This window comes from Vibrio hyugaensis (genome assembly GCF_002906655.1).
Lineage (GTDB): Bacteria > Pseudomonadota > Gammaproteobacteria > Enterobacterales > Vibrionaceae > Vibrio > Vibrio hyugaensis.
The window spans coordinates 357,762-383,987 of the sequence record NZ_CP025795.1; the positions used below are offsets into that span (position 1 = coordinate 357,762).

The following is a 26,226-nucleotide window of genomic DNA, read 5'->3' on the forward strand; positions in this document are numbered from 1 at the left end:
GGAAATGCAGGATGTATGGCAGATGAATTACTAAATGACGTGAGAATTTCTTAATGAAACCAACTCAACAAAAACAATTTGACAAGAAGTCGTTCCAAGAGAGTGTGAAGAAGCATCTATCTGTAACTTATGCACACACGATTGAAAATGCAGACAGCCGTGCATGGTACCTCGCAATGGGTCGCGCACTGGCAGAATTCACGACTTGTGACTTGCTTGCTACAGAAGAAGATCCTCGCATCAAGAATGCGAAAAGCGTTAACTACCTTTCTCTAGAATTTTTAATCGGTCGTTTGACGGGTAACAACCTAATCAGCATGGGTCTTTACGAAGAGATCACTGAAGCAATGGCTGAACTAGGTCACAACTTAACTGACCTTCTAGAAGAAGAACGCGACCCATCATTGGGTAACGGTGGTCTAGGTCGTCTAGCGGCATGTTTCATGGATTCATGTGCGGCGCAAGAATTCCCCACTGTAGGTTACGGCCTGCACTACGAATACGGTCTATTTAAGCAGTCGTTCAAAGACGGCCGTCAACAAGAAGCACCAGACGCATGGCGCGGTGTAGAAGGTTACCCTTGGGAAGTGGCTCGTCCAGAGCTTGCGCAAGAAATCGGTTTCTACGGTCACGTTGAAGTGGTAAACGAGAACGGTAAAGAAGTTCGTAAATGGGTTCCTGGCATGTCTGTAAAAGCAATGCCTTGGGATCTACCTATCGTCGGTTACGAATCAGACACGGTTTACCCTCTACGTCTTTGGGAATGTCAGGCTATCGCACCATTCTCACTAGCAAGCTTTAACAACGGTGATTACTTCGAAGCTCAGCACGCGCTGATCGATGCAGGTAACATCACTAAAGTGCTTTACCCGAACGATAACCACGAGAAAGGTAAAACACTGCGTCTAATGCAACAGTACTTCCACTCAGCAGCGTCTGTACGCGACATCCTACGTCGCCACGAAGCTGCAGGCTACTCGCTAGCGGATCTACCGAAGCAAGAGACTATCCAGCTTAACGATACGCACCCAACAATTGCTATCCCTGAGTTAATGCGCATTCTAATGGATGAAAAAGGTCTTACTTGGGAAGCTGCTTGGGAAATCAGTTCTAAGACATTTGCGTACACCAACCATACGCTACTTCCAGAAGCACTAGAGACATGGCCAGAGTCGCTAATCCAGCGTCTACTTCCACGTCACATGGAAATCATTTTTGAAATCAACCACCGTTTCCTACAAGAAGTACGTAAGATGTGGCCTGGTGACGGTGAGAAGCAAGCGAAGCTTTCTATCATCCAAGAAGGTTTCAACCGCATGGTTCGCATGGCAAACCTATGTGTCATCGGTTCTTACGCGGTAAACGGCGTAGCAGCACTTCACTCGGAATTGGTTAAGAAAGACCTATTCCCAGAGTTCCACGAGATGTACCCAACTCGCTTACACAACGTAACGAACGGTATCACTCCACGTCGTTGGTTGAAGTTCTGTAACCCAGGTCTATCTAAGCTAATCACTGAGAAAGTGGGTCCAGAATGGCCTGCGAAACTAGAGCAGTTAGAAGGTATTGCTAAATACGCAACAGACGCGAAATTCCAAAAAGAATTCATGGCTGTTAAGAAAGAAAACAAACAGCGTCTTGCTGATTGGGTTCTAGATAACATGGGTATCGAGTTAGATACTAACGCTATCTTCGACGTTCAAATCAAGCGTCTACACGAGTACAAGCGTCAGCACCTAGATCTGCTACACATTCTGTCTCTATACCACCGTATCCTGAACGAACCAGGTTTCGAGTGTGAGCCACGTGTATGTTTCTTCGCAGCAAAAGCAGCACCGGGTTACCACCTAGCGAAAGAAATTATGTTCGCAGTGAACAAGGTCGCAGAGAAGATCAACAACGATCCACGCATCGGTAACAAACTGAAAGTGGTATTCATCCCTGACTACCGCGTGAGCATGGCTGAGATCATCATCCCTGCGGCAGACGTTTCACAACAAATCTCGCTAGCGGGTAAAGAAGCATCTGGTACAGGTAACATGAAGATGGCTCTTAACGGTGCCCTAACTATCGGTACGATGGATGGTGCTAACGTTGAGATTCGTGAGGAAGTGGGCGACGAGAACATCTACATCTTCGGTCTTGATGTTGAGGGCGTGAAAGCGGTGAAAGCAGCTGGCTACAACCCTTACGATTACTACAATGCTGACCACTTACTGAAAGCGTCTCTAGACCTACTAACAGGCGAAGAGTTTACGCCAGGTCAACCAGGTCTACTGCGCGCGACATTCGATAGCCTATTAGATGGCGGTGACCCATACCTATGTCTTGCTGACTTTGCATCTTACGTGAAAGCGCATGAAGACATGGGCAAACAATACAAAGACCAAGCGGGTTGGGCTAAGAAAGCCATTCTTAACACCGCCCTAGTTGGTAAGTTCACATCAGACCGCTCGATTCGCGACTACGTGAACAACATCTGGAAACTTGAGACGGTGAAACGTTAATAGTGATACCCAGTTAAGACCAAGGTAGCCGAGTGCTACCTTTGGTCATTTTCAAAGATAAGTTATTGATAACAATAAAACCCTACATGGAAGGTGTTGGTATTACCTTCGGAGAAAGCGATGAAAGAACAAACAGCATTAAAGAAAGTCGCAGACATGGCGCGATTAGCAGATAGCTACGTCAGCGCGTGGGGAGACGAGGCAAAAGTTTCAGAAGAGACATTGCGCCGCTTGCTCACTTCACTTGGCTACGATACTAGCAGCGATGAGAAGCTATTGGCTTCTGCTGAGAAAAAACATAAGAAAGACGTACTAGCCCCTGTTCTTGTTTTACGCGACGGCGAACCAGTCGAAGTGGAACTAAACCTAGGTACGAGTGCTCGCGAGAGTGAATTTAGCTGGCGTTTAGAAACAGAACAAGGAGAGGTACTTGAAGGCTATCTTCAGTCGCAAATTGTTCGTGATGAACGAGCTGAGGGTGGCCCTCTAGTGTTTGCATTGCCAAAGAACTTGGCATGGGGCTACCACAAACTGATCATCAGCCGTAAGCGTCGCAAAACGCCTTACGAAATGTCACTGATCATCACACCTAAAGCGTGTTTCAAACAAGAAGATCTAAACCAACACAAAAAGCTATGGGGCCCAAGCATCCAGCTTTACACACTGCGTACCCAGCATAACTGGGGTATCGGTGATTTTGGCGATCTAAAGCAACTGGTGAGTGACATCGCATCCCGTGGCGGTGACTTCATTGGTTTGAACCCGATTCATTCATTGTTCCCTGCGAACCCAGAAGGTGCGAGCCCATACAGCCCGTCTTCTCGTCGTTGGCTGAACATCATGTACATCGACGTAAGCTCTGTACCTGAATTCGCGTTAAGTGCAGAAGCACAACAACGTGTTGGCAGCGCAGAGTTCCAACAACGTCTGCAAAAAGCGCGTGAATCACATTGGGTGAATTACACCGAAGTGTCTGAGCTGAAGATGAGCGTGTTACCGCTACTATTTAGTGAGTTCAAAGCTCGTCACTTAGACAAGAACACTGACCGTGCTCGTGCATTCCTAGAGTTTGTAGAGCTTGGCGGTGACAGCCTACTTCACCAAACGGCATTTGATGCTTTGCATGGTGAGTTACACGCGGAAGATTCAAGCGTGTGGGGTTGGCCTGTATTCCCTGAGAAATACCGTACATTTGACTCGGCGGCGACTCAGAAGTACATCAAAGACAATCAAGAGCGTGTTCACCTGTACATGTACCTACAGTGGATCGCTGACGATCAAATCAAAGAAGCTCAAGCACTTGCAGAAGAAAAAGGTATGACCGTTGGTCTTTACCGAGACCTCGCTGTAGGCGTTGCGGATTCAGGTAGTGAAACGTGGGCTGATGAAGGCAACCTAGTTCTAGATGCAAGTATCGGCGCGCCGCCAGATATTCTTGGTCCTCTAGGTCAAAACTGGGGTCTACCACCGCTAAACCCACAAGTGCTAGAAGCAACTGGTTACGATGCGTACATCAAGCTATTACGTGCCAACATGAAGCACTGTGGTGCACTGCGTATTGACCACGTTCTTGGTCTACTTCGTCTATGGTGGATTCCAAAAGGCGAAAAGGCGACTAAAGGTGCTTACCTTTACTACCCAGTTGAAGACATGCTGGCAATCCTAGCACTTGAATCTCACCGTCATCAGTGTTCAGTTATCGGTGAAGACTTGGGTACCGTGCCAGATGAAATTGTCGATATCCTACGTGACGCAGGCGTTCACTCATACAAAGTGTTCTTCTTCGAAACATCAAAAGACGATGGCGGCTTCATTTCTCCGAAGCATTACGCTGAACAGTCGATGTCGGCATTGTGTACACACGACATGCCAACCCTCCGTGGTTTCTGGCATTGCGATGACTTAAAGATGGGGCGTGAGATTGGTCTTTACCCAGACGAGCAACAATTAGAAGGTCTATTTGAGGATCGTTTGAAGTGTAAACAAGGCATCCTAGACAGCGTTCGTTGGCATGGTTACTTGCCAGAAGGTATTGGCCATGATGCTCAATACGTTCCAATGGACACGTACTTGAGTGAAGCGCTTCAATTACACGTCGCTGCGGGTGATTCTGCATTACTGAGTGTTCAGCTTGAAGACTGGCTAGAGATGGATCAACCAGTCAACATTCCTGGCACCGTCAATGAGTACCCTAACTGGCGTCGTAAGTTGTCGATGAACCTTGATGAAATCTTTAGCCGCGAAGACGTAAACCGCATTTCGAAACGTCTCACTGAAGTGCGTGCGAAAGTAGGCAAATAATGAGTATTGAGTGATGTAGAAAATCGTGAATTTAATTGCGTAGAGGTACGAAAGTACAGCCTAGGTCACTCATTAAATCGGTACGATCCGTTAGGATGGAGTACCGTTATTATGCCCGCAACAATAGCGGGCATTTTTGTTTTTTGATGCCATTTTATTCATTGAATGGATAAAGTGAGCGGTTTTATATTTTTGTGAATTCGCAACGTTTGGCTGAGGAAATCCGATATTCAAAAACCACTAGGAGAATATCGGTGCTAGGGAGAAAGATTTGAAAACGAAGGTAAAGAAAAACCACAGACGCGCATACGAACTATTGGCTGAGGCGGCTTACTCAGACCCGTTTGCTACACTAGGTCCTTTTGCGAATGACGAAGAAGGTTCATTAAGAGTCTGGATGCCAGGTGCAGACAAAGTTGAACTGGTTGTCGAAGGCGAGCCACGTGTGGAATTAAAGCGCGATGGTGACAGCATTTTTGTCCTAGAAGAAGTGCGCGATTTGCACTTAACACACTACCAATTAGCGGTGAATTGGGATGGTGTTGAACAGCTTGTCGATGACCCTTACCAATATCACAATATTTATCAAGAATACGAGCACCTGCACACGCCAAAAGACATGTACCACTTCATGGGCTCACATTTCGTGACGATGGAGCGAGATGGTAAAAATATCTCGGGTGTTCGATTCCTTGTTTATGCACCTCATGCATCCGCCATTAGCCTAGTTGGCAGTTTCAACCAATGGGATGGCCGCCGTCATCCGATGCAACGCCTTGATTACGGCATTTGGGGCTTGTTCATTCCTGGTTTGGAAGAGGGCGTACAATACAAATTTGAGCTCAAAGGACCAAATGGGGAAGGGCTTCCTCACAAACAAGACCCTTGGGGTTTCTTCTCAGAGCAATACCCGTCTTTCGCATCGATTACTTACGATCATAATCGTTACCAATGGCAAGATGCGAAATGGCAAAACCGTCCAGTGACGCAGAAACGTGATGAAGCGTTGTCTTTCTACGAACTGCATGCGGGTTCTTGGAAACGCAACGAAGAGGGCGACTTCCTAAACTACCGTGAATTAGCCGCTGAGCTAGTTCCTTACCTTGTAGACATGGGCTACACCCACGTTGAACTCATGCCGGTGTCTGAACACCCGTTCTTTGGTTCTTGGGGTTATCAGCCAGTTGGCCTATTTGCCCCAACCAGTCGTTACGGCTCACCTGACGATTTCAAATTCTTCGTCGATGCGTGTCACCAAGCTGGCTTGGGCGTGGTACTGGATTGGGTACCTGCTCACTTCCCGTCGGACGATCATGGCTTAGCGAACTTCGACGGTACGCCACTGTTCCACGATCCAGATCCTCGTCGTGGTTGGCACCAAGATTGGAACTCATACATTTACGATTTAGGTCGTGAACATGTACGTCGCTTCCTTGTGTCTAACGCACTGTACTGGTTCGAGCAATTCCATATTGATGGTATTCGTGTTGATGCTGTCGCTTCAATGCTCTACCTAGACTACTCACGCAGCCACGATCAGTGGATCCCGAACGTCGACGGTGGTAATGAGAACTACGATGCGATCGCAACCTTGAAGTGGATGAACGAAGAGGTGTACAAGCACTTCCCGAATGCGATGACGATTGCAGAAGAATCGACCGCATTCCCGGGTGTGTCTGCTCCGACGTATATGGGCGGTTTAGGCTTTGGCTTTAAGTGGAACATGGGCTGGATGCACGACAGTCTATCGTACATTCAAGAAGACCCTATTCACCGCAAATACCACCACAATACCATCACATTCCCGCTTGTTTATGCACATAGTGAGAACTACGTATTGTCGCTATCTCATGATGAAGTGGTGTACGGCAAAGGTTCTATTCACAACAAGATGCCGGGTGATGAGTGGCAGCAAACTGCAAACCTACGTGCGTACTACGGCTACATGTATGCGCAGCCAGGTAAGAAACTCAACTTCATGGGCGCTGAGTTAGGCCAGACGGCTGAATGGAACCACGACGATCAGTTGCAATGGTTCTTACTTGAGTTTGGTCGCCACCAAGGTGTACAAGCGCTGATTCGTGACTTAAACCACTTATACCGAAACGAAGCGGCGATGCACGACCAAGATTGCGTGCCTGCTGGCTTTGAATGGCGTCTGCAAGATGAAGCTGATTCCAGCATTTTGGCGCATGAGCGTATTAGTCAAAAAGGCGAGCGTGTATTGGTGATCAGTAACTTCACACCAGTGCCGCATGAGCGTTTCCGTTTAGGTGTTCCAATGGAAGGCAAATACGAGCTTCTGTTGAATACTGACGACGAGAAATACGACGGCAGCGGTTTTGAAGTACTAAGCAGCTTAGAAACAGAAGAAGTAGAGAGCGAATCGTTACCTCAGTCTCTTGAGCTGCGTTTACCGCCACTGTCAACCGTATTCTACAAACTGACAAAGTAAGTTGAGTTCGCAAAACAAACGTAACTAGCCAAAACACACAATCAATACCAAGCCCGCTTTACAATGTAAATCGGGCTTTTTTTGACCAAGTTTTCACTAACGATAAACAGACTGCATACTCTATACTTGCATCATATTGTTTTATGAAATCAAGCTAGGTCGGACTTTGAGAAAGATTAAATCCCTTCTGTTCAATATCTTATTGGTGCTTTTGCTTTTACCAGTGATGCTCGTTGGCATAGTGAAATACGTTGATCCACCAATTTGGGGATGGAAGATCAGCCGCATGATTTCTCCTCCTGAGGGATTCCCTGAAGAGAGTCAAAATGAATGGGTGCCTTTGAGTGACATTTCTAAGCACATTCAATTGGCTGTGATTGCGACAGAAGATCAAAAGTTCCCGACCCATTACGGAGTGGATTTTGATTCCTTATTTAAAGTGATTTCAGAGTCTGGCGAGAACGGTCCTTCTCGCGGCGCGAGTACGATTACTCAGCAAACTGCAAAGAACGTGTTTCTGTTTCCTTCACACTCTTATGTGCGCAAAGCGTACGAGCTTTATTTTGCTCTGCTGATGGAAGCGATGTGGAGTAAAGAACGCATTCTTGAAGTGTATTTGAATGTGGTGGAGTTTGGGCCGGGTATTTATGGGGCGGAAGCCGCTGCGCAAAACTACTTTGGTATTCCTGCTAAACAACTTTCGATGCGCCAAGCAGCAAGGCTTGCAGTAGTGCTGCCAAACCCTTATCGCATCAAAGTCTATCCTCAGACTTCTTACACCATCAGCCGCGTCAATTGGGCGATGAGACAAATGCGTAATCTTGGTAGCGTGCAGCTTTAAACTCCCTTTTCCCCTGTTCATAAATAGAACTACGCCCCAATAAAAGCAAAATGTGAAGTGTCACAAGCTTTAGGGCGTAGCCTTTCAGAATGATGTGCTCAGTTTTTCATCCATTTACTATTAGTGTGAATAAAACTACAACACGAATACTGCGCCTATGCGCAACCAATGGACTGAACGATGAAACTGAATCTGATTACGACTACCTTATTGCTTGCATCGGCAAGTGCCATCGCCGAGCCAAACATCACCATTTCTACCACAACCAACAGCCGTGACTTTCCTTTAAGTGCAGAGCAGCCTCTGGTTGTACCATTAACCAAAGATGGCTATACGCTCAAAATCACAGGTGTTGAAGGCGACTGTGTGGCGCCTGATGGTCAGAAGGTCAAATTCAACAAACCTATCGCGCTGAACTGTGGAAAGCCAACAGAACTGCCGTTAAAAATCCGTTTTACTGGCGATTACTCTTTTGCTTTTGATGCGGAAGCGAAAACACTGCGCTTCAAGCGAGAACCTAAGAAAGCCGCGAAGACAGAATTCAAACGCCCAATCCCACAAGTGCAATGTGAGGTTTACCAAGGCGGCGAGGTCACCATCGCGTTAGGTGACAGTTTCCCAGATGGCACCAAGTTGCGTGATGCCTATTCTGGTCAAATGGTCGAAGTAAAAGATCAGCAAGTATCGCTGACGCCAAGTAAAGACTCAGGCGGTTTGGTGCTGCTAGAGCCAGTAAAGAAAACCAAAGAGGCAGTACCGTTTGATTACCGCAATGCCAACATTTACTTCGTGATGGTCGACCGTTTTAACAACGCCGATAAGAGCAATGACAACAGCTATGGGCGCAAGAAAGACGGCAAAGAAGAGATTGGTACCTTCCACGGTGGTGACCTAAAAGGTGTGATCGAAAAGCTAGATTACATCAAGAGCCTAGGTACAGATGTGATTTGGTTGTCGCCAATCGTTGAGCAAGTGCATGGTTTTGTGGGCGGCGGCGATAGCGGCTCATTCCCGTTTTACGCTTACCACGGCTACTGGACACGTGACTTTACCAAGATTGATGAAAACTTCGGTAACGAAGATGACCTTAAAAGGCTGGTGGCAGAGGCGCATAAGCGTGGTCTCAAAGTCTTGATGGATGCAGTCATCAACCACACTGGTTACTCGACGTTAGCCGATTTGCAATTTGATGGTATTGAGGTGTTAAAACCAGATGCTGACCTACCTAAGAAGTGGGGTGATTGGCAACCAAAAGCCGGCGAAAATTGGCATAGTTACCACCAGAATATTGATTACCAGAGTCCAAACTGGTCGAAATGGTGGGGCGGTGACTGGGTAAGAACCGGTTTACCGGACTACCCAGCACCGGGCAGCAGCGATATCACTATGTCATTGGCGGGCTTACCTGACTTTATCACTGAATCAGACAAAGCCGTGAAGCCTGCGCAATGGCTATTGGATAACCCAGGCACTCGCGTAGAAGCGCGTGACAACTACACCGTCTCAGATTACCTCATTGAGTGGCAAACTGATTGGGTGAAACGCTTTGGTATTGATGGTTACCGTGTCGATACGGTGAAGCACGTTGAAGGTGATGTGTGGAAGCGTTTAAAAGAAGAAGCGTCGAGCAGCCTTGAGCAGTGGCGTAAAGAGAACGGAAAACCGGGTCAACCATTCTGGTTGATGGGTGAAGTATGGGGACATACTGCTTATCGCAGCCCATATTTTGACGATGGTTTTGATGCGTTGATTAACTTCGACATGCAGAAGAAGCTAGACAAAGGCGCAGCGTGTTTCAGCCAAATGGCAGACACTTACCAAAGCTATGCGAACACAATCAATACTGAGAAAGATTTCAATCCGGTGAGCTACATGTCTTCTCACGATACCGAACTGTTCTTCTCTCGTTTCAAAGACTATGGCATGCAGCGTAATGCCGCGAATGCACTGCTTTTGAGCCCAGGTGCTGTTCAGGTTTATTACGGTGACGAAGTTGGTCGTAACATTGGTCCTTACGCAGACGATTTCCATCAAGGCACACGCTCTGACATGGTATGGAAACTGTCAGATGAGAAGCAAGCATTGCTTAAACATTGGCAAACACTTGGTCAGTTCCGTAAAGCGCACCCAGCGATTGGTGCGGGTCAGCACCAAGTGATTGAACAAGAAGGTGCGTATGTGTTCTCTCGTTCACTTGGCAATGACAAAGTCGTTGTCGCGTATGTTGGTCGTGAGAAATAAATGACACTACGGCATCAGCCCCTTCTCGCTTGATTGTGGGAAGGGGCTGCGTGAGTGCTAATAGGTTTTTCTTCCTAGATAGTCGTATTTAAAAATCAATATCAGAGGTTTTGAAAGTAACCAGTCCAACAAGATATTTGATGATGGATATGACACAAGCAATGCCAGCACAGCCAATTAAAGTCATCGCTAAATCACCAAACTCAGCGGCTCTGTGAAGGCCAAATCCGATTACCAGATAATAGAACAAGCCTAATAGTGCCCCTGCACTCCCTAAGTGATCGCGATAGTGAGTTAACGCACCGCTTAAGAGGTTTGGAATAGCCAGTCCAAATGATAGGGAAACCAATACCACAGGGATGAAAAACCAAACTGACTCTTGCATGATGAATACACCAAATCCGCCAATCAAAAGTAGCCACGATGCAAACATCACAATCTTTTCGTGACTTAAATGCATGCGTATTAACTTCATATTGATGACAGAACCTAATACAGAACCCAGTGCGAGTATGAACCCTGTATTGCCGAAAAAGTTAACGCTTGCGCCCAGTTTTTCAAACATAAATGGTGCGATGCTGTAATAAGAAAACAGCGCGATATTAAACAACCCTACCATGAGTGTGATGTACCAGATGTGCGCATCGGTCAGCATCTTTATACCGACGGATAACAGGCTATCTTTTTTGGTGTGTACTGGCTTTGTCTCTGGCAATTTGAACAACGACCAAACCAACAGTGCAATGATGAACACGACCATGGCGATGAAAACCCATTGGTATCCGCCGAATGATGTTAGCCAACTGCCAGCCAACATTCCGATCACAGGGCTAATGCCGATCGATGTTCCAACAATCGAAAAAACGTGGCTGAGCTCTTTACCATGATAGCCATCACGAATGATGGTTTGCGTGCAGACAGAACCAACCGCCGCTCCAAAAGCGCAGCAACCAAAACCAGTTAGCAGCAAATTGAATGTTGGTGCGAGCATGGTAAAAATGGCCGCAATAATAAAGACGATAAGCCCTAGTATCGTTGATACTCTTCGACCTATGACGTCACACATTCTTCCCCAAAAAACCACACCAAACGCAAAAGCGACAAAGAAAATGGACATCGCTTGTGCGGCTTCATTGCTACTGACGCCAAACGTACTTTTCACGGAAGTCAGTGCAGGGCTGTACATTGTCTCGATGATCTGTGGAAACATTAAGAGCACAACAGCCAACGGAATGGACACTTTTTCTATTAATTTATTCATTGTTAAGTTCTCAAAAATACCTCTATTGCTGAGCGTCGTTTGAACATTTAGCGTGATGTTGAGTGAACGACATTCGATTACGTGTTTCACGTTTCTTGGTTTACGTGATGCAGCAAAGTATATCTGTGCCATGCTTTGGCTTTATAATGAGAATCAAACACAAAATATCGAAATAAGGACAGGTTGATTTCAATGGCATTACTTTCGAAAGGTGATCATTTTTGTGCTGATGAACACGATGGATTGGTCATTGGCGTCGCTGTCGAGGTATCGGATCATGATTCAGGTGTTCATTTCCATGCGAAAGACCAATTACTTTCATCACAACATGGTTGCATGACGATAACGCTTGAGGACGTCAAGTATGTGTTGCCACCTATGAGAGCAGCATGGATTCCTAAAGGGGTATCACACAACGCTCAGTCTACGAATGTGGCACAATACCGTTCTCTCTATTTTGACCCGTCATTGACAGAGCGTTTGCCGCGGAAGATTCGAATTTTCGATGTGACGCCTCTGATGAGAATCTTGATCGAAAGGATGTCTTTCTGGCCATTTGATAAACCTGAAAGTGAACAGGTCAATACCCTGAATTTATTTATAGAAGAGCTTAACAATTCTGAAGATGTCTATTTACAATTGCCGTTACCTAAAGATTATCGATTACAGTCGTGGATCGCGAAAATCGATGATGAAGCGTTTACAGCGCCTTCTTTGGCTAAGTTAAGCCAATTGGTTGGGGCGAGTGAAAAGACGATAACGAGGATCTTTAATCGTGAGACGGGGATGCCGTACCAAAGTTGGCGTCAGCAATGGCGTCTGCTGGGGGCCATTGAGTTGTTATCCAGCGGCATGAGGCTATCGGATGTTGCGCATCGGTTGGAGTTTTCAAGTGACAGCGCGTTCATTTACTTTTTCCGCCAAAAGACGGGGACCACGCCAATGAGTTACTTAAACAATGAGCCAAGTTTTGGTGGGAGCCAACTCAAATAGTCGTCCAATTTCTATTTAGCCTCGTGCTCTTTTGATAAAGAAAAGCCCTTCCCCTTGACGACTCAGGGAAGGGCTTTGTTATTTTCGGTTCTTACTTAGCTACTTCAATAGCTATCGGTATCAATCGCTATTTATTTCTTTAGCTCTTGGTCGATGACTTTCTCAAGCTCTTCGAAAGGTACATAACCCGGAATAACTTGGTCATTAATGATGATCGCTGGTGTGCCACGTAGACCTAGGCGAGTGAAGTACTCGTAGTTCTTATCCAACAGCGCTTTGGTCTCTTTGTCGTCGACAAGCTGTGCTTCTGTGCCGGTCTTCTTAGCTATTTTTTGTAGTGAACTAGCATCGTGTGGACCCGGCTTCTTCACCAACAAGTCGTGCACTTCTTTGTACTTGTCATGTTGGTTCTGCCAAACGTTCAATGCGTAACTTGCCGAGTTGTAACCGTTCTTCTCGTACTGTTCTTTGAACGATACCGTCATGTTCAGCACTTTTACCTGCGGGTATTCTTTCTCTACCTTCACTAACTCACCTTCAAGGCGTTTACAGAAAGGACAGCTGTAATCGGTCACGTTGATGATCGTCAGCTCTGGGTTCTCTGCACCGAAGTAAGAGTGCTTGCCATCGTTAAGATAGGCGCGCGCTTCATCCAAAGTCGCGTTAAACGTCTTTTGATAAGCGACGTAGTCTTGTAGGTTTTGATGCAGTGAATCGAGGATCTGCGGGTTTTCTTTCAGCAATTGAGTAATTTCTTGCAGCTTCTCTTCTGACGTTTTTTCTGCTGCGTGTGAAAATAGAGGTACCAGCGCGATAGCCACAGTTAATAGTGTGCGTGTGAATTTCATGATATTTCCTAAAACTCTCTTTCTTCGCGGTTTTTGTCGCGAAGTGATTAAAAATAAAACAATTGATTTGGGGATGAATAGCAATCGGGTTTTATTCTCTAAACACACATAGCTTGAGGTGCACCCGATATTTGTCGGGTATCGGCTCGGTATGATGGCGGAAAGCATTACGCTCGGTGCTAGTGATAGATAGCAAGACGAACGCAAATAGGAATAAGGGCACAATGAAGCTGTCGAGATGGTTTTGTGAAACCTGAATCAGCTTTTCAGACAGTTCACACTGCTTAGTCAGCCCTTTCTCGCTCTTTTGTTGCTGCGCAGTGGCGTGTTCAGCTGTCACTTGCTCGCCAATCAGAGGGCAAGATTGGTAGAAGCCCGCATTTTTACTTAAACAGATCACGATCACCCAAGCTACGAGGGCAAGTGTCCAGCGAGCGATGTTAGATTGTGATCGAAACAAAAGGCAAACCCTAGGTGAAACTCTATATATGACCGCACAACCCTAAATTAAATTTCATTGGGCTTTTGTTAATTTTTGGTCAGAAAACACCAAATAAGCAACAAAACATGAAGCACGTCGAAGGTGTGGTTAAATACAATTTTGCTCAAAAGTTAAACATACTTTGTTAAACGTTTGATTCGTACGGATGTTAGATAAATCTACCTTATCTTGGTCATAAATATTTATTATCTTTTAAATGTGATTTAAATCATAAAATAAAACTTCATAACTGAGTGAGATGATTGTTCGGCAAACGGATTGATTTTGATCATCTCTCTAGCACATTATTCAAGGGATCATCTATGTGTTCTGTACCACATATATAGGTGAATTTATGACAAGCCCTGTTCATGCTGAACGCAAGGTAACGATTGGGTGTTACATCGCACTCGCGTTTGCGGTTGTGTTCTTCTCTGGTTTAATGCAATCCAACGAATGGTACGGTGTATTCGACTTTACCACTCTTAATGGCTCTTTCGGTAAAGTTGCGTACGGCGTAACCGAAGGCGCTGACGGTACGGTACAAGCGGCGACAACGTCTTTCCGCGGTACTGGTGGTAGCGGCGCTCGTGACGGTTTCATTTTTGCACTTACTTTGATTCCAACCGTTATGTTCGCATTAGGTATGATCAACGTTCTTGAGCACTACGGTGCACTTGAAGCAGCTCGCAAGCTTCTTACTCCTCTTCTACGTCCTCTAATGGGCATCCCTGGTAACTCTGGTTTGGCTCTGATTGCTTCTCTACAAAGTACCGATGCAGGTGCGGCAATGACGCGTCAGCTAAAAGATGAAGGTCACCTAACTAAGCGTGAAACGGACGTATTTACGATGTTCCAGTTCACTGCGGGTGCAACTATCGTGAACTTCTTCTCATCGGGTGCGGTACTGTTCACGTTGACGATGGCTGACGGCTCTCTAGCGGTAACGTCTTCTATTGGCTTGGCGGTTGTGGTGATGTTCGCATTCAAGATCGTTGGCGCGAACCTGTTCCGTATCTACCTGAACATGACTGAAGGTAAAGAAGATAAGCAAGACCAAAACAAATCTGAGAACCTAAAAGAGGAGACGGCATAATGGGTGACGTTAAAGCGAAAAAACCAATGGTGACGGATATCTTCGTCGAAGGTGCTAAGAAAGGTTGGGTGATTGCGACTACCTCTACGGTTCCTAACGTATTGATGGCGTTCGTTATCATCAAAGCGCTGCAAATCACTGGCGCGCTGGATCTGATGGGTACTGTGTTCTCTCCAATCATGGCGGTGTTTGGTCTTCCTGGTGAAGCGGCAGCCGTTCTTATCGGCGCTTGGATGTCGATGGGCGGCGCAGTGGGTGTGGTTATCACGTTGTTTGACCAAGGTATCCTTAACGGCACGCACATTGCGATTCTAGCGCCTGCTATCTACCTTATGGGTTCTCAAGTTCAGTACATGGGTCGTATCATGGGTCCAATCGGTACTGAAGGTCGTTACATCCCAGTTATGATTGCAATCTCAGTATTGAACGCGTTTGGCGCAATGCTGGTGATGAATCTGTTTGTCTAGGAGTGAGTCATGCAATTCTCTCTAAATGAATATCTAGAAGAGCTACGTCCGCTGATTAATGTGGATTGTGGTACTTACACCACTGATGGTATCGAGTTCATCGCTTCTCAATTTGAAGAGAAGTATCAAGCGATGTCAGGTTGGAGCGTAAAACGCATCGACTGTGGTAGAGCGGGCATCGGTCTTGAAGTTCGAAACAAGCCGGAAGCTGAACAAATCGACGTGATGCTGATTGGTCACATGGATACCGTGTTCCCTGTTGGAACGGCTGAGCTTCGTCCAATGTCTCAAGATGCAGAGAAAGCCTACGGTCCAGGTGTGTCTGACATGAAATCTGGTTTGCTGAACATCGTATACGCGATGCGCAATCTAGACCAAGCGGTGTTGGATAAGTTGTCTATCGCTATCTGCATGAACCCAGATGAAGAGACAGGCTCTCTGGACTCTGTTGATTGGATTCAATCAGTTGCGAAAAATGCTAAGAATGTACTGGTTGCTGAAGCGGCACGTGCAGACGGTGGTTTAGTTAAAGCGCGTAAAGGCATGGCTCGCTACAAAATGACCTTCAACGGCGTTGCAGCTCACGCAGGTAACGAGCCAGAAAATGGTCGTAGCGCAATCACTGAGATGGCGAACTGGATCTTGGCAGTCAATGCAATGACGAACTTTGAATCTGGCACCACGTTGAACGTCGGTATTGTCTCTGGTGGTAACGGCGCGAATATCGTCCCTGAACACGCTGAAGCGATCGTGGATGTGCGTTTCTGGAGCAACGAAGAATACGATGATGTCGATAGCAAGCTAAACGGTATGCTGGAAACACCATTCGTTGATGGCGTGAGCATAGAGTTGGTTCGTGAAGCTTATAAGCCTTCGATGGTGCCAAGCCCACAAACGGAAAGCCTGATGATGCTAGTTGAAGAAGCCGCAAGTGAACTGGCGATCGACATCAACTGGAAAGAAGTAGGTGGTGGCTCTGATGCAAACAACACTGCAATTCTTGGCGTTCCAACTTTGGATGGTCTAGGACCTATCGGTGCGGGTTTCCACAGTGATCAAGAGTACTTGTTGCTTGAGTCTATTGAACCACGTATCAAAATGCTGATGCGTGTACTGGAGAAGATTGCTCAATAAGGCATTTTGTTTCCTTTCTTCATTATCATTACTCGCTATTAATCCTACGTTCAGGTTCATCGTCTTAATATCTATGCCACAGTCATAAATTTAGGAGGCACGATGACCACAAGCATGTCTGTAAATTCGGCGTCCGATGACGTTTTAGACCAAACGATGCAAGCACCAGATGAGAAAACCTTTTGGCGTAAAATGAAAAATTCCATCAAGAAAGCAGGCGAAGAGATAGCGGTCATGGGCATTAAATCATGGCTCGCGATGGCAGATTCCAACACCTCTGTTCGCCACAAAGCGATCCTAGGTGGCGCATTAGCTTACTTCGTTCTCCCCACTGATATGGTGCCAGACGTACTAGCAGGCGTCGGCTTTACCGATGACATGGCAGCACTTACCCTAGCGGCGAACTCGGTCGGCAATGCCATTACCGACGAGCATGAAGAACAAGCGAGAGAAAAGCTGAGTTCGATGACGGAGTAGGAGGAAAAGTGCCCATCAAACATGGTCTATGTTTGGTTTAACTCAAACGAGAAATTGTTATTTTTAATATTTACTCAAAGTACACGAGCTCGTCGCAATGCACTTTACAGTGGTAGATTTGGTCTATTGGAAAGGGTACTTTTGGATTTAAGTTTTTAGCTAAGAGAAGCCTTCCATGTACAGGTATACGCCAGATATCCGCGGTATGCTAACTTTGAAAGGAAAACCGTTGTCATCTCAATTAGTGGTCCTTCGAGTTGGTGTTCGTGGAACCATACATGAGTTTCAAATTCTTACTGATGCCAGCGGAGCGTTTGCTTTTCCTGCATTTGAAGAGCACAAGTCTCAAGGCGTGTTAAACCTAGATCAGAAGTTCGTGCTCGTTTTCCTGAAAACTCTTCTAGCAAATGGAGAAGAGGTGACGATATGGGAATCTTCAATTGATGGTTATGAGACTTGCGAGTTTGCTAGCGAAAATATGGGAAATTTGAATTGTGAAGTAACCAATGAAGTTTACTACTTCGCTTTTTCTTATTCTGGAACTGGTGAAGATGATACTTATGTATACAGTCAGTGCAAGTTAACTGGTTATGTAGACTCTGGAATATACGAAGAATAAAAATGAACTTATTTATCATTTCGTTGAGCTTCGACAGCTAAAACAAAAGCCCCGATGTTTCCATCGGGGCTTTCATTTAGACAGGATAATTGAGTTTGGAAGGAATTAAGCTTCCGCGCGTTTTAGATGTACTTCTTCTTCTTCGACCCCAGCTTTTGGATCGTTGAAGCGGGCTTCATCCAATGCGCCTTCCGATTTAGCAACAATAATAGTCACTGCGCTGTCACCGGTGATGTTTACTGCGGTACGAATCATATCAAGTAGACGGTCAACACCCATGATAAGTGCAATGCCTTCTAGTGGCAGACCTACTTGGTTCAATACCATTGCTAGCATTACTAGACCAACACCAGGAACACCTGCGGTACCGATAGACGCCAATGTTGCCGTCATGATAACCATTAGGTAGTCGCCCATAGTTAGGTCGATATTGAATGCCTGTGCGATGAACGCTGTCGCCACACCTTGCATGATCGCCGTACCATCCATGTTCACGGTCGCGCCTAGCGGTACTGTGAACGATGATACGCGGTTCTCAACACCCATGCGGTGCTTAGCCGTTTCCATTGTCACTGGAATCGTCGCGTTCGATGATGCTGTAGAGAAAGCAAACATGATCGCGTCTTCCATCTTACGTAAGAACGTAATTGGGTTTAGACCCGTGAAGCCTTTTAGCATCAAGCTGTAAGTCACAAGGCCGTGCAGCAATAACGTACCTGCTAGTACAACAAAGTATTCAGCAAGGTTGAAGATTGCGCTTAGACCAAGACCTGTAAACAGCTTCGCCATTAGGAAGAACACACCGTAAGGCGCTAGGTTCATCAAAATCGCAACCAGCTTCATGATGACTTCATTCAGATCAGAGAAGAAAGCGGCAATACGCTCGCCTGGCTTACCCGCTGCACTGATCGCGATACCGAATAGTACGGCAAACACGATAACTTGCAGGGTTTTACCTTCTGCCATTGCACTGATTGGGTTAGTCGGGAACATATCAATGATCACCTGACCCAAAGATGGCGCTTCTGCTGATTTGAATGAACTTGCTGCAGTTAGGTCTGCCCCAGCGCCTGGCTGGAATAGCGTACCCATGGTTAGAGCAAGTGTGATTGCGATAGCCGTTGTTGCTACGTAGAAAGCAAGGGTTTTACCACCCATGCGACCCAATGTAGATAGGTCTTTTAGAGAGCTGGTACCACAAACTAGCGAAACAAATACTAGCGGTACAACAAGCATTTTTAAGCTGGCAACGAAGATCTGTCCACCAACTTCGAATAATCCATTAACAATGTATGCGTCGACAAATCCGTTGTCGGCGAAAAGTGTGCGAATTGCAAATCCTGTCAAGATACCCGCAACCATACCCAAAATTACGCGGCTGGTAAGCGACATCGGTTTCTTGGTATTCATGAGAACACTCCTTATAGTTATGCACCTTAAGTTCACTTCAAGGCGGCGAGCAGATTAGCAGTGGAGTGTGAAAATACGAAAGAATAATCCTCTGAATGGTCTGTAGATGTGAAGTTAGTCACTTTAAAAAATAGAATATTAACCAAATAGCAACGAATTGGTTGGTTGAAAAGTTTGCTGATTAACAAATTTATCGAATTTACAACCAATGGAAATGATTTATTACATTCTCAAATGGTAGAAAACTGTTTGCATAGAGGTAGAGGCTAGAATGCCTAGTGCATAACTAGGCATTTTTATTCACTTGCTGATTGTGTCGTTATTTTAGTTGTGGGCGAGTTTGGTTATCGACGGTACGAGCGAAGTCTGAAATCTGTTGGTAATCTGCAGGCGTCCAAATTGATTTTGAGGTTAATGATTTAGGCAGTGCCGAGAAGGATTTTTCATGGTCGCTCGCTCTAAACTCGACACTCATCCATTGGTCGATCGGCTGCTGATCCGCAAAGGTGGCTGATAATGAAAGCTCATGATTCGCGCCAGAATAGTTTGGCGTTAGACTCAGCGCCATATGGTAGTCACGGAATCTTACTACCCATTTATCTGGTAAGCGTTTTGAGCTATCCCACCAATCACCATCAAGTTGCTTAATTTTCTCTTTTGTGACGGTTTTGGACTGAGCTTTTAAGTCCTTCAACGCTTGTTTAAAAGCGGCGTCCATCGCTTGAGAAAAGCCTTTTTGGTCGAGAGTTGGGTTGTCCAATAATACTTGCTTGGCTAAATTTGCGCCGAGCATGTTGGAGTAGAGATCTTCTGAAGAGAATGCAGACGCGAGTTCTTTAAAGCCACTCACGGAAACCATGCCAAACCATTGAGCGATCTCATGCCATTGAGCAAGACGAAAAGCGGTTAACGCTGCTGCCTGAGCACTGCGACCGAGCTTCTCTTCTTCACTCAGTTGTTCTTTTTGTTCGTACCAATGAATACGACGAACACGTAGCTCTTCCGGCAAATCTAGGTGCGCAGCGCGACCTAAATAATGTTGGTTGAGAGTGAACAAATAATAAGTGTAATCAGCAGTATCGCGAACGTGCGCGGTATCAATAAAACCACCCAGTTCAGTAAAGATGATGCCGTTAGCTTCTTCATTTAATCCAAGCAAACTACCGGGAACAGACTCACTGCCATCGTTATAATGGTGAGTACCCACTTCGTTGCTGGATAAGACATTTTCAAGAGAGAAGAATGGTACTGGCACGCTTCCTAACTCGGCCTTGAGATCGACTCCGAATGCGCAACATGGCCTGACGCCAACCGGTGCTTTCAGTGCTTGTGCTTGGACGAATCCACTACAAAGGCTAAGTAGTAATAGTGCTGTTTTCTTCAAACCATACTCCTAGAATGCTTCATTGATTTGGAAATAAAAACCGGTGCTGTCTTTACCAAAGCCCAAATCGACACGCACGTTTATGCGCGCCTTAAAGGCAAATCGGTAGCCAACTCCAACGGTTGGTAGCCAGCTGCTGGCGAATAAGTCGTGATAGGTCGGTGCAATATTACCTGCGCCTAACCAACCGACGACGCCATGACGACCTGAAATGGTGTGGCGAATTTCTACTTGTGTAGAAAGCTGATGTTTGTCGCGATATTGCCCTTGGTAATAGCCTCTCATGCGTTGGTCATCACCCAGTTGGGCGTAATCGAACCAAGGCGCGTCACCGAAAATAGATTGTGAATATACCTCCATCGCAACAATCGTCGTGTCAGACCATTGTTGGTAAAGGCGGTAGTTAGCAATAAGATTGTCGTAGTCTTCATCACTGCCCAGTGAATCTCTGTTCGCAACCCATTCGATATCGAGAAATTGCCCTTTCATTGGATTAGGCTCGAAATCGCGAGTATCGTATTCCATTCCGACTAATACGCCACTGCTGGTGGCGTCTGTGACTTCGGAAGGCAGAATATCGCCATCCACGCCATCCACTTTATTGAATGACTGCCATTGCCAGCCTAATTTAGCGTAGGTATTTGGCGCTATTTCAACGGCAATTTTGGGACTCAGTTGTAGGCGTTGGCCCTCATACTGGACTTTGTTACGCTCATTTTCTGCGGCTTGCGAGCCGATACCCCAGTAATAACCTGGAGTATGGCTGATCCACGCTTCGCCAAGCAGGCGTACTTTGTCACTGTTTAGATAAGTGCGGTTGTTCACCCCCAAGCCATAAGAGCCAGACGTCGAACCGTAAGAAGTGACAGTGACGGTTGAATAAGGATCGCCTTTTTGCCAATCGTAAGGGGTGTACAACCCCACCGCAGCAACACCGATCCCAAAGCCTTGCTCTGGATTGACGAACGGGCCGGGTAATACGCCCCAGTCGATCAACTTCGATTCATCCACGGTTTCGCTAGAGCCTAGTTTGGTTAGGATGTCATCCACCAAACTACTCTCGTCTTGCTGCATAGCAAAAACGTGTGGTGTGCAAAACAGTGCTGCAATTACTAGGGAATAAGAAGCTTTCATCTTCTCTTTACCTTAGAAACGGCGATCGAGAGAGAAGAAGATACTTTGACGGTCGCCAAAGCCAGCTTCGCCCAACAAATACCAGTCGTCATTAATCTGGTATTGCATACCGGCAATGGTGTTCCATTCGGATTCCAAATGCTGTTTTACATCGAAGCGACCCGAGAGATTGATACCCGCTTGTTTTAATGTGCCTGATAGTTCTTGCTCTACGTTTTGGTACATCGCACCAACCCAAAATCGAACCGGTACACCATTTTTGTGGAAGTCAAAACCAACTCGAGGAGATACCACGATGGCGTCAATCGCACCGTCGATCACGTTTAAATTTGTTTGGGTATAACTGGCATCAACAAGTGCAAACAATTGGTCGTAGCCGCCGGCAAGGACAAAACCACCACCATAGGTATAACCTTCAAGGTCGAGACGAAATGGGAATTCTCCTAATTTTTGCCCAAGAACACTCACTTTTACATTGGTTTCTGAATAACCATCCAGTGTACCAACCAAGCCATAGACGTTTAAGAATGGAAGTAGCCAAACATCACCACGCAGTGTCATCACGTCGCTTGCTTGTTTGCCAGCGCCCGCTTCCATGTTTAGCGCTTTTTCTAAGCCATGGAGTCCGCTTAGGGCAATCGAATCGACGTTGATGCCTTGTTCCATACTCATATAGCTAAGGTTTAAGCCAAATGGTTTTGGTAAGTCATAGCCAAGTGCTTCTGCTTTATCTTTCCAGATTGGCAGTGAGATCGAATCAGCATTAGCCGCACCAGTGAATAGACAGGAAGCGGCAACAAGCAAGGAGCGTAATTTCATAAGTAACTTCATTGAACGTGACTATCACAAAAATACCGGAGGCCTTGTATATTGGGCGTCGACTCTGGCGTTCGTGTCACGGAAAAATCATAGCTTCGTCAGAAAGACAAAGCGCCACAGCAAGAGTTAAGAGTGATTATTACTTCGTATTTTTAGTGGGTTCTTAACTTCGGCGAGCGCATCTTACTCCTAAAATTAAAAAAGTAAACTTCAAAGTATACTTTTGATTATTGTGCGCTATACTCTGCGTCCACTTACATGAGGTTGGTGAATCTAGAGCGATGAAACTGTCAGAAAAAAAACGCTTAGCGCTTATTGAAGCGGCTCAACAGGAGTTTATTGAGCACGGTTTCAGTTGTGCCAATATGGACAGAGTATGTGAGCGAGCAGGGACGTCAAAGCGCACCTTGTATCGCCATTTTGAAAGCAAAGACGTGCTGTTTATTGAGTCTATTCAAACTGTGCTCGAAACTCAGCGTGCGCGTTTGCAGCTTAAGTACACATCAGACATTGATGTCGAAACCCAGCTTAGAACTTATTTGCATGCAAAACTGGATTCCATGTATGAGGACTTCGGCTTGCCATTGGCAAAAATGGTGATCAGTGAATTTATGCGCACACCAGAACTGGCAGAGAACTACTTGCATCAACTTCAACGCCAAGACGAATTGTTGGAGAACTGGTTTACAGAAGCTATTGCGGATAACAAGGTCAAAGGACTCGACCCAGCAATGATGAGCAGTATGTTGATGTGCTTATTAAAGGGGAACTGCTTATGGCCACAACTGGTTGCCAATCAAGCAGTGCCTAGTGCCGAGCAGCGCAAGAAAATCGTCGAAGATATTCTCACGCTGTTTTTCGATGGCTACCGCTGCTAGTTTCTCCGTTTTATTACCGAACTAGTGATTTAGCACCTAAGCCGTGATTAAGTGATGTAAAGATGAGAGCTGGATGTGGTTCCATGCCCAGCGGCGATTTGCTAGGTTGTGTATTCCACCTACCCAATAATCTTGTAAGAAAGTTGAGTGTCCATTAAGGCATGCGCGGCCTTTCTCGCTGATATTCACTTGTTGTTCCCACCAATCCTTATCCAATGAATCAACAGTAAACAGTGGATTTTCTGCTTGCGCGAGTGGCAGCAGTAATGCATAGAACATGACATCGCCAAGTGTAGGGAGTGGTTCTTGTTGTTGGTACTTCTGAAACCAATCTTTCACGTTGATTGGTGCGTTTTGCTCGTTCAATATCTGCAAAGCCAAATGTTGTGTGAAGCTCAATCCTGATTCTGAATGTGGCAGTTCTTGAAGGTGCCGAGTGATGACTGTTTTGATGTTCGGCAAGCAATCTAATTCATGTTGTTCTAATAGATTCACGAGTGGCTGTGGTGTTGGAGCTTGCAAGGCTTGCCAGCAGCGTTTGGCTTGGCTAAAAAGCTTCGCTGTCACTGGCTTTCTATGCTGCCAACACGAGCGAATCGCTTCAGCAGGAAGTTGCCCGAAGCCAATAAACCGCTCAGTTCCCGGAAACTGATTGAATTCGATGATCTCAATGATTTTGCTTTCGGTTTCCTCTAGCAGAGAGAGCCCTCGAAGTAGCATGAGTTGATCGTAGGCGTCATGTTCGACCCAAAAAACGATACGTTTGTATTGCTGGTCGAGCAGGGTATGGATATTACCTTGCTCAAACTGTGCTACCTCTTGCACCGAGTCTTTTCTCCCCATTACAGGCAGTAATGTGTCCACAACGTATTGTGCTCGAATAGCGACAAATCCTTTTTCATTACTAGGAATTGGGCCTATGCACAATGGATCAATCATGGGTAAGAAGTCACCCTCGAACCCACATGTCTTCATTTGTTGTTGAATGTCGTGTCCACAGCGGACATGCAATGTGTTTAGTTCGGCATCAAGTGGATTTGCTTGATTATTAATAGCGAGTTTGTGACTCTCTAGTTCTTCCACATGAGCTTTTAACTTGCTCCAACTAGGTAAGCCAAGCTCTCTAGCTAGGGCGTGTTGAACATCTACAAGCTGGATAGACTCTGGCGTGAGGGTTTCTGGTCGGGAATGAAACTGCTTAACCTGATCAAGTGAGTTGGTGTCATTGTGGCGGATTGCTTTTAAGCGCTTTTTCGCAACGGACTTTTGCTGGTTAAGGTTAATAGAGAAGCTATTGTGAGATTGCATTTTTCACCTTTCTTACCTCTTCCACACTCGCCTTATTAGAAGTTAAAAAGAAGGTAAAAACAGATTGTTCCTGCTAACGAAAGCAGGGAAGTTGAGTTGCCATGAACCGAGTTCTTTCCGCGAGTGTTGGGTGCTTTAGGCTTGAGCTGTTTCAATGGTATGTAATCGAAATGGGGTTCGCAACTTAGAATCATATAAACAAGCAAAACTGCCTTTGATCTCACATAAAAAAGCCCCAACGTTTAAGTTAGGGCTTTAAAGACTGTTTATGAAAGCTCAGCGCAGGCTGTTTGTTGAACTTGTTTGTTTTCGCGCTTATCTAACGCGCCGCTCAAGCGAGTCAATAGAAGTGCAGAGATGACGACCACACCACCGACCCATGGCGTATTCATTAAGCCTGCTCTCTCTACGATCAAACCGCCACTCCATGAACCGAGTGCAATACCTACATTAAAGGCGGCGATGTTCAAACCTGAAGCAACATCAACGGCATTAGGTGTATATTTCTCTGCCAGTTTTACAACATAAACTTGTAATCCTGGTACGTTACCGAAAGCAAACGCACCCCAAACCAAAATAGTAATCACAGCAGCAATTGGGTTGTATGCGGTAAAGTTGAGTACAAACAAGATTGCGGCTAAGCCAGCAAAGATGATCGTCAGTGCTTTTACGGGGCCAAATTTGTCTGCCATTTTGCCGCCTTGGATGTTACCCACCGCGACAGAGACACCGTACACCAGCATGATCAAGCCAACTGCACTGGCATCAAAGCCGGATACCTGCTCCAAAATTGGCGCAAGATAAGTGAATGCAGTAAAGGTGCCACCGTAACCTAGCGCAGTAATGGCATAAACCAATAACAAACGAGGTTGGGTGAGTACTTTAAGCTGATCTTTTAAAGAAGCCGTCGCGTCTTGCTTTAAGTTGTTTGGAACAAGTAAAGCGCTACCGACTAATGCAATCAAACCAAGAATGGCCACAATTAAGAATGTGGTTTCCCAACCAAAATGTTGCCCGATGTAAGTACCTAGAGGCACGCCAGTCACTAGAGCAACGGTTAGACCAGTGAACATAATTGCAATGGCACTTGCCGCTTTTTCTTTGGACACCAAGCCAGTGGCGATCGTTGAGCCGATAGAGAAGAACACGCCGTGAGCCAAGCCCGTTAAAATACGTGCGGCGATCAGAGTGTTGTAACCCGGAGCTTGCCAAGCTAACAGGTTACCGACAACGAACAAGCCCATCACAGCGAGAAGGACGTGCTTGCGATTCATCTTGCTCGTAAGTGCAGTTAAAACGGGCGCGCCAATAGCCACGCCTAATGCGTACAAACTCACCAGCAAACCAGCAGAAGGTAAAGAAACGTTAAGGTCTGCTGCCATGGTTGGAATTAATCCAACGATAACAAATTCAGTTGTCCCTATCGCAAAGGCGCTTAGGGTTAATGCTAATAATGCGATTGGCATAATTTACTCTCTCATTTTGTTCAAGCGCACGTCTCAGGTGCGCTATCAGTGAGGGAGATTATGAGGAAAATGGCCTTTGCGAAAAATAGCACTTAACACAAATGAC

The 26,226-nt window shown here is 45.9% G+C and carries 21 protein-coding genes; 12 read left to right on the forward strand and 9 right to left on the reverse strand.

Annotated features, from left to right (window positions below):
* The first annotated feature begins 53 nt into the window (after window positions 1-53).
* From C1S74_RS18825 to C1S74_RS18845, 5 genes are all read left to right on the forward strand, one after another.
* The gene (locus tag C1S74_RS18825) at window positions 54-2,507 is read left to right on the forward strand and encodes a glycogen/starch/alpha-glucan phosphorylase (protein WP_042600536.1); all 2,454 of its coding nucleotides are present in this window, start codon (window positions 54-56) and stop codon (window positions 2,505-2,507) included.
* Between the two features lie 120 nt (window positions 2,508-2,627).
* Window positions 2,628-4,808: a 4-alpha-glucanotransferase gene (gene malQ / locus C1S74_RS18830; RefSeq protein WP_045396805.1), complete on the forward strand. Its 2,181-nt coding sequence runs from the start codon at window positions 2,628-2,630 to the stop codon at window positions 4,806-4,808.
* 250 nt (window positions 4,809-5,058) lie between these two features.
* Window positions 5,059-7,263 (forward strand): 1,4-alpha-glucan branching protein GlgB, encoded by a 2,205-nt coding sequence (gene glgB, locus C1S74_RS18835; protein ID WP_341871627.1) that lies wholly within the window; start codon window positions 5,059-5,061, stop codon window positions 7,261-7,263.
* Window positions 7,264-7,429: 166 nt separating this feature from the next.
* A complete protein-coding gene (gene mtgA / locus C1S74_RS18840; protein WP_045396809.1) occupies window positions 7,430-8,104 on the forward strand; it encodes a monofunctional biosynthetic peptidoglycan transglycosylase in 675 nt (224 codons plus the stop codon).
* A gap of 180 nt (window positions 8,105-8,284) precedes the next feature.
* On the forward strand, window positions 8,285-10,345 hold the full coding sequence (locus C1S74_RS18845) for an alpha-amylase (protein WP_045396812.1): 2,061 nt from the start codon (window positions 8,285-8,287) through the stop codon (window positions 10,343-10,345).
* An 88-nt stretch (window positions 10,346-10,433) separates the two neighbouring features.
* On the opposite strand, the gene C1S74_RS18850 is transcribed toward C1S74_RS18845, so the two are convergent.
* Window positions 10,434-11,606 carry an MFS transporter gene (locus C1S74_RS18850; RefSeq protein ID WP_045397618.1) on the reverse strand — a complete coding sequence of 391 codons (1,173 nt, stop codon included), beginning with the start codon at window positions 11,604-11,606 and terminating at the stop codon, window positions 10,434-10,436.
* A 192-nt stretch (window positions 11,607-11,798) separates the two neighbouring features.
* Here C1S74_RS18850 and C1S74_RS18855 point away from each other — a divergent pair, with 192 nt between their 5' ends.
* Complete coding sequence (locus C1S74_RS18855) at window positions 11,799-12,599, forward strand: AraC family transcriptional regulator (protein WP_045396814.1); 801 nt, start codon at window positions 11,799-11,801, stop codon at window positions 12,597-12,599.
* 131 nt (window positions 12,600-12,730) lie between these two features.
* Here C1S74_RS18855 and C1S74_RS18860 read toward each other — a convergent pair whose 3' ends face one another.
* Together C1S74_RS18860 and C1S74_RS18865 are read right to left on the reverse strand one after the other, a co-directional pair.
* The gene (locus tag C1S74_RS18860; RefSeq protein WP_020195400.1) at window positions 12,731-13,447 is read right to left on the reverse strand and encodes a DsbA family protein; all 717 of its coding nucleotides are present in this window, start codon (window positions 13,445-13,447) and stop codon (window positions 12,731-12,733) included.
* A gap of 91 nt (window positions 13,448-13,538) precedes the next feature.
* Window positions 13,539-13,907 carry a hypothetical protein gene (locus tag C1S74_RS18865; RefSeq protein WP_045396816.1) on the reverse strand — a complete coding sequence of 123 codons (369 nt, stop codon included), beginning with the start codon at window positions 13,905-13,907 and terminating at the stop codon, window positions 13,539-13,541.
* A 376-nt stretch (window positions 13,908-14,283) separates the two neighbouring features.
* Here C1S74_RS18865 and C1S74_RS18870 point away from each other — a divergent pair, with 376 nt between their 5' ends.
* From C1S74_RS18870 to C1S74_RS18890, 5 genes are all read left to right on the forward strand, one after another.
* The gene (locus C1S74_RS18870; RefSeq protein WP_045396819.1) at window positions 14,284-15,024 is read left to right on the forward strand and encodes a nucleoside recognition domain-containing protein; all 741 of its coding nucleotides are present in this window, start codon (window positions 14,284-14,286) and stop codon (window positions 15,022-15,024) included.
* Window positions 15,024-15,491: a YjiG family protein gene (locus tag C1S74_RS18875; RefSeq protein ID WP_005374849.1), complete on the forward strand. Its 468-nt coding sequence runs from the start codon at window positions 15,024-15,026 to the stop codon at window positions 15,489-15,491. Before C1S74_RS18870 ends, C1S74_RS18875 begins: the two co-directional genes overlap by 1 nt.
* A gap of 9 nt (window positions 15,492-15,500) precedes the next feature.
* Window positions 15,501-16,625, forward strand: a complete 1,125-nt coding sequence (locus C1S74_RS18880) for a M20 family metallopeptidase (protein WP_045396822.1) — start codon at window positions 15,501-15,503, stop codon at window positions 16,623-16,625.
* Window positions 16,626-16,727: 102 nt separating this feature from the next.
* Entirely contained in the window at window positions 16,728-17,102 is a 375-nt protein-coding gene (locus tag C1S74_RS18885; RefSeq protein ID WP_045396825.1) for a YkvA family protein, read from the forward strand.
* Between the two features lie 175 nt (window positions 17,103-17,277).
* Window positions 17,278-17,721 carry a DUF6795 domain-containing protein gene (locus C1S74_RS18890; protein ID WP_045396827.1) on the forward strand — a complete coding sequence of 148 codons (444 nt, stop codon included), beginning with the start codon at window positions 17,278-17,280 and terminating at the stop codon, window positions 17,719-17,721.
* Between the two features lie 105 nt (window positions 17,722-17,826).
* On the opposite strand, the gene C1S74_RS18895 is transcribed toward C1S74_RS18890, so the two are convergent.
* The 4 genes from C1S74_RS18895 to C1S74_RS18910 all read right to left on the reverse strand — a co-directional run bounded on the left by C1S74_RS18895 (window position 17,827) and on the right by C1S74_RS18910 (window position 22,468).
* Window positions 17,827-19,131 (reverse strand): dicarboxylate/amino acid:cation symporter, encoded by a 1,305-nt coding sequence (locus tag C1S74_RS18895; RefSeq protein WP_038868990.1) that lies wholly within the window; start codon window positions 19,129-19,131, stop codon window positions 17,827-17,829.
* Window positions 19,132-19,450: 319 nt separating this feature from the next.
* Entirely contained in the window at window positions 19,451-20,515 is a 1,065-nt protein-coding gene (locus tag C1S74_RS18900; RefSeq protein ID WP_045396830.1) for a DUF4056 domain-containing protein, read from the reverse strand.
* A gap of 9 nt (window positions 20,516-20,524) precedes the next feature.
* Window positions 20,525-21,649 carry a BamA/TamA family outer membrane protein gene (locus C1S74_RS18905; RefSeq protein ID WP_045396833.1) on the reverse strand — a complete coding sequence of 375 codons (1,125 nt, stop codon included), beginning with the start codon at window positions 21,647-21,649 and terminating at the stop codon, window positions 20,525-20,527.
* A 12-nt stretch (window positions 21,650-21,661) separates the two neighbouring features.
* Window positions 21,662-22,468: a hypothetical protein gene (locus tag C1S74_RS18910; RefSeq protein WP_045396836.1), complete on the reverse strand. Its 807-nt coding sequence runs from the start codon at window positions 22,466-22,468 to the stop codon at window positions 21,662-21,664.
* Between the two features lie 281 nt (window positions 22,469-22,749).
* Between C1S74_RS18910 and C1S74_RS18915 the strand changes: the two genes are divergently transcribed.
* Window positions 22,750-23,346 carry a TetR/AcrR family transcriptional regulator gene (locus C1S74_RS18915; protein ID WP_045396839.1) on the forward strand — a complete coding sequence of 199 codons (597 nt, stop codon included), beginning with the start codon at window positions 22,750-22,752 and terminating at the stop codon, window positions 23,344-23,346.
* Window positions 23,347-23,382: 36 nt separating this feature from the next.
* Here the strand turns inward: C1S74_RS18915 and C1S74_RS18920 are convergent, their stop codons facing one another.
* Both C1S74_RS18920 and C1S74_RS18925 read right to left on the reverse strand, forming a co-directional pair.
* The gene (locus tag C1S74_RS18920) at window positions 23,383-24,654 is read right to left on the reverse strand and encodes a DUF1835 domain-containing protein (protein ID WP_045396842.1); all 1,272 of its coding nucleotides are present in this window, start codon (window positions 24,652-24,654) and stop codon (window positions 23,383-23,385) included.
* Between the two features lie 266 nt (window positions 24,655-24,920).
* A complete protein-coding gene (locus C1S74_RS18925) occupies window positions 24,921-26,120 on the reverse strand; it encodes an MFS transporter (RefSeq protein ID WP_045396844.1) in 1,200 nt (399 codons plus the stop codon).
* Window positions 26,121-26,226: the final 106 nt, after the last annotated feature.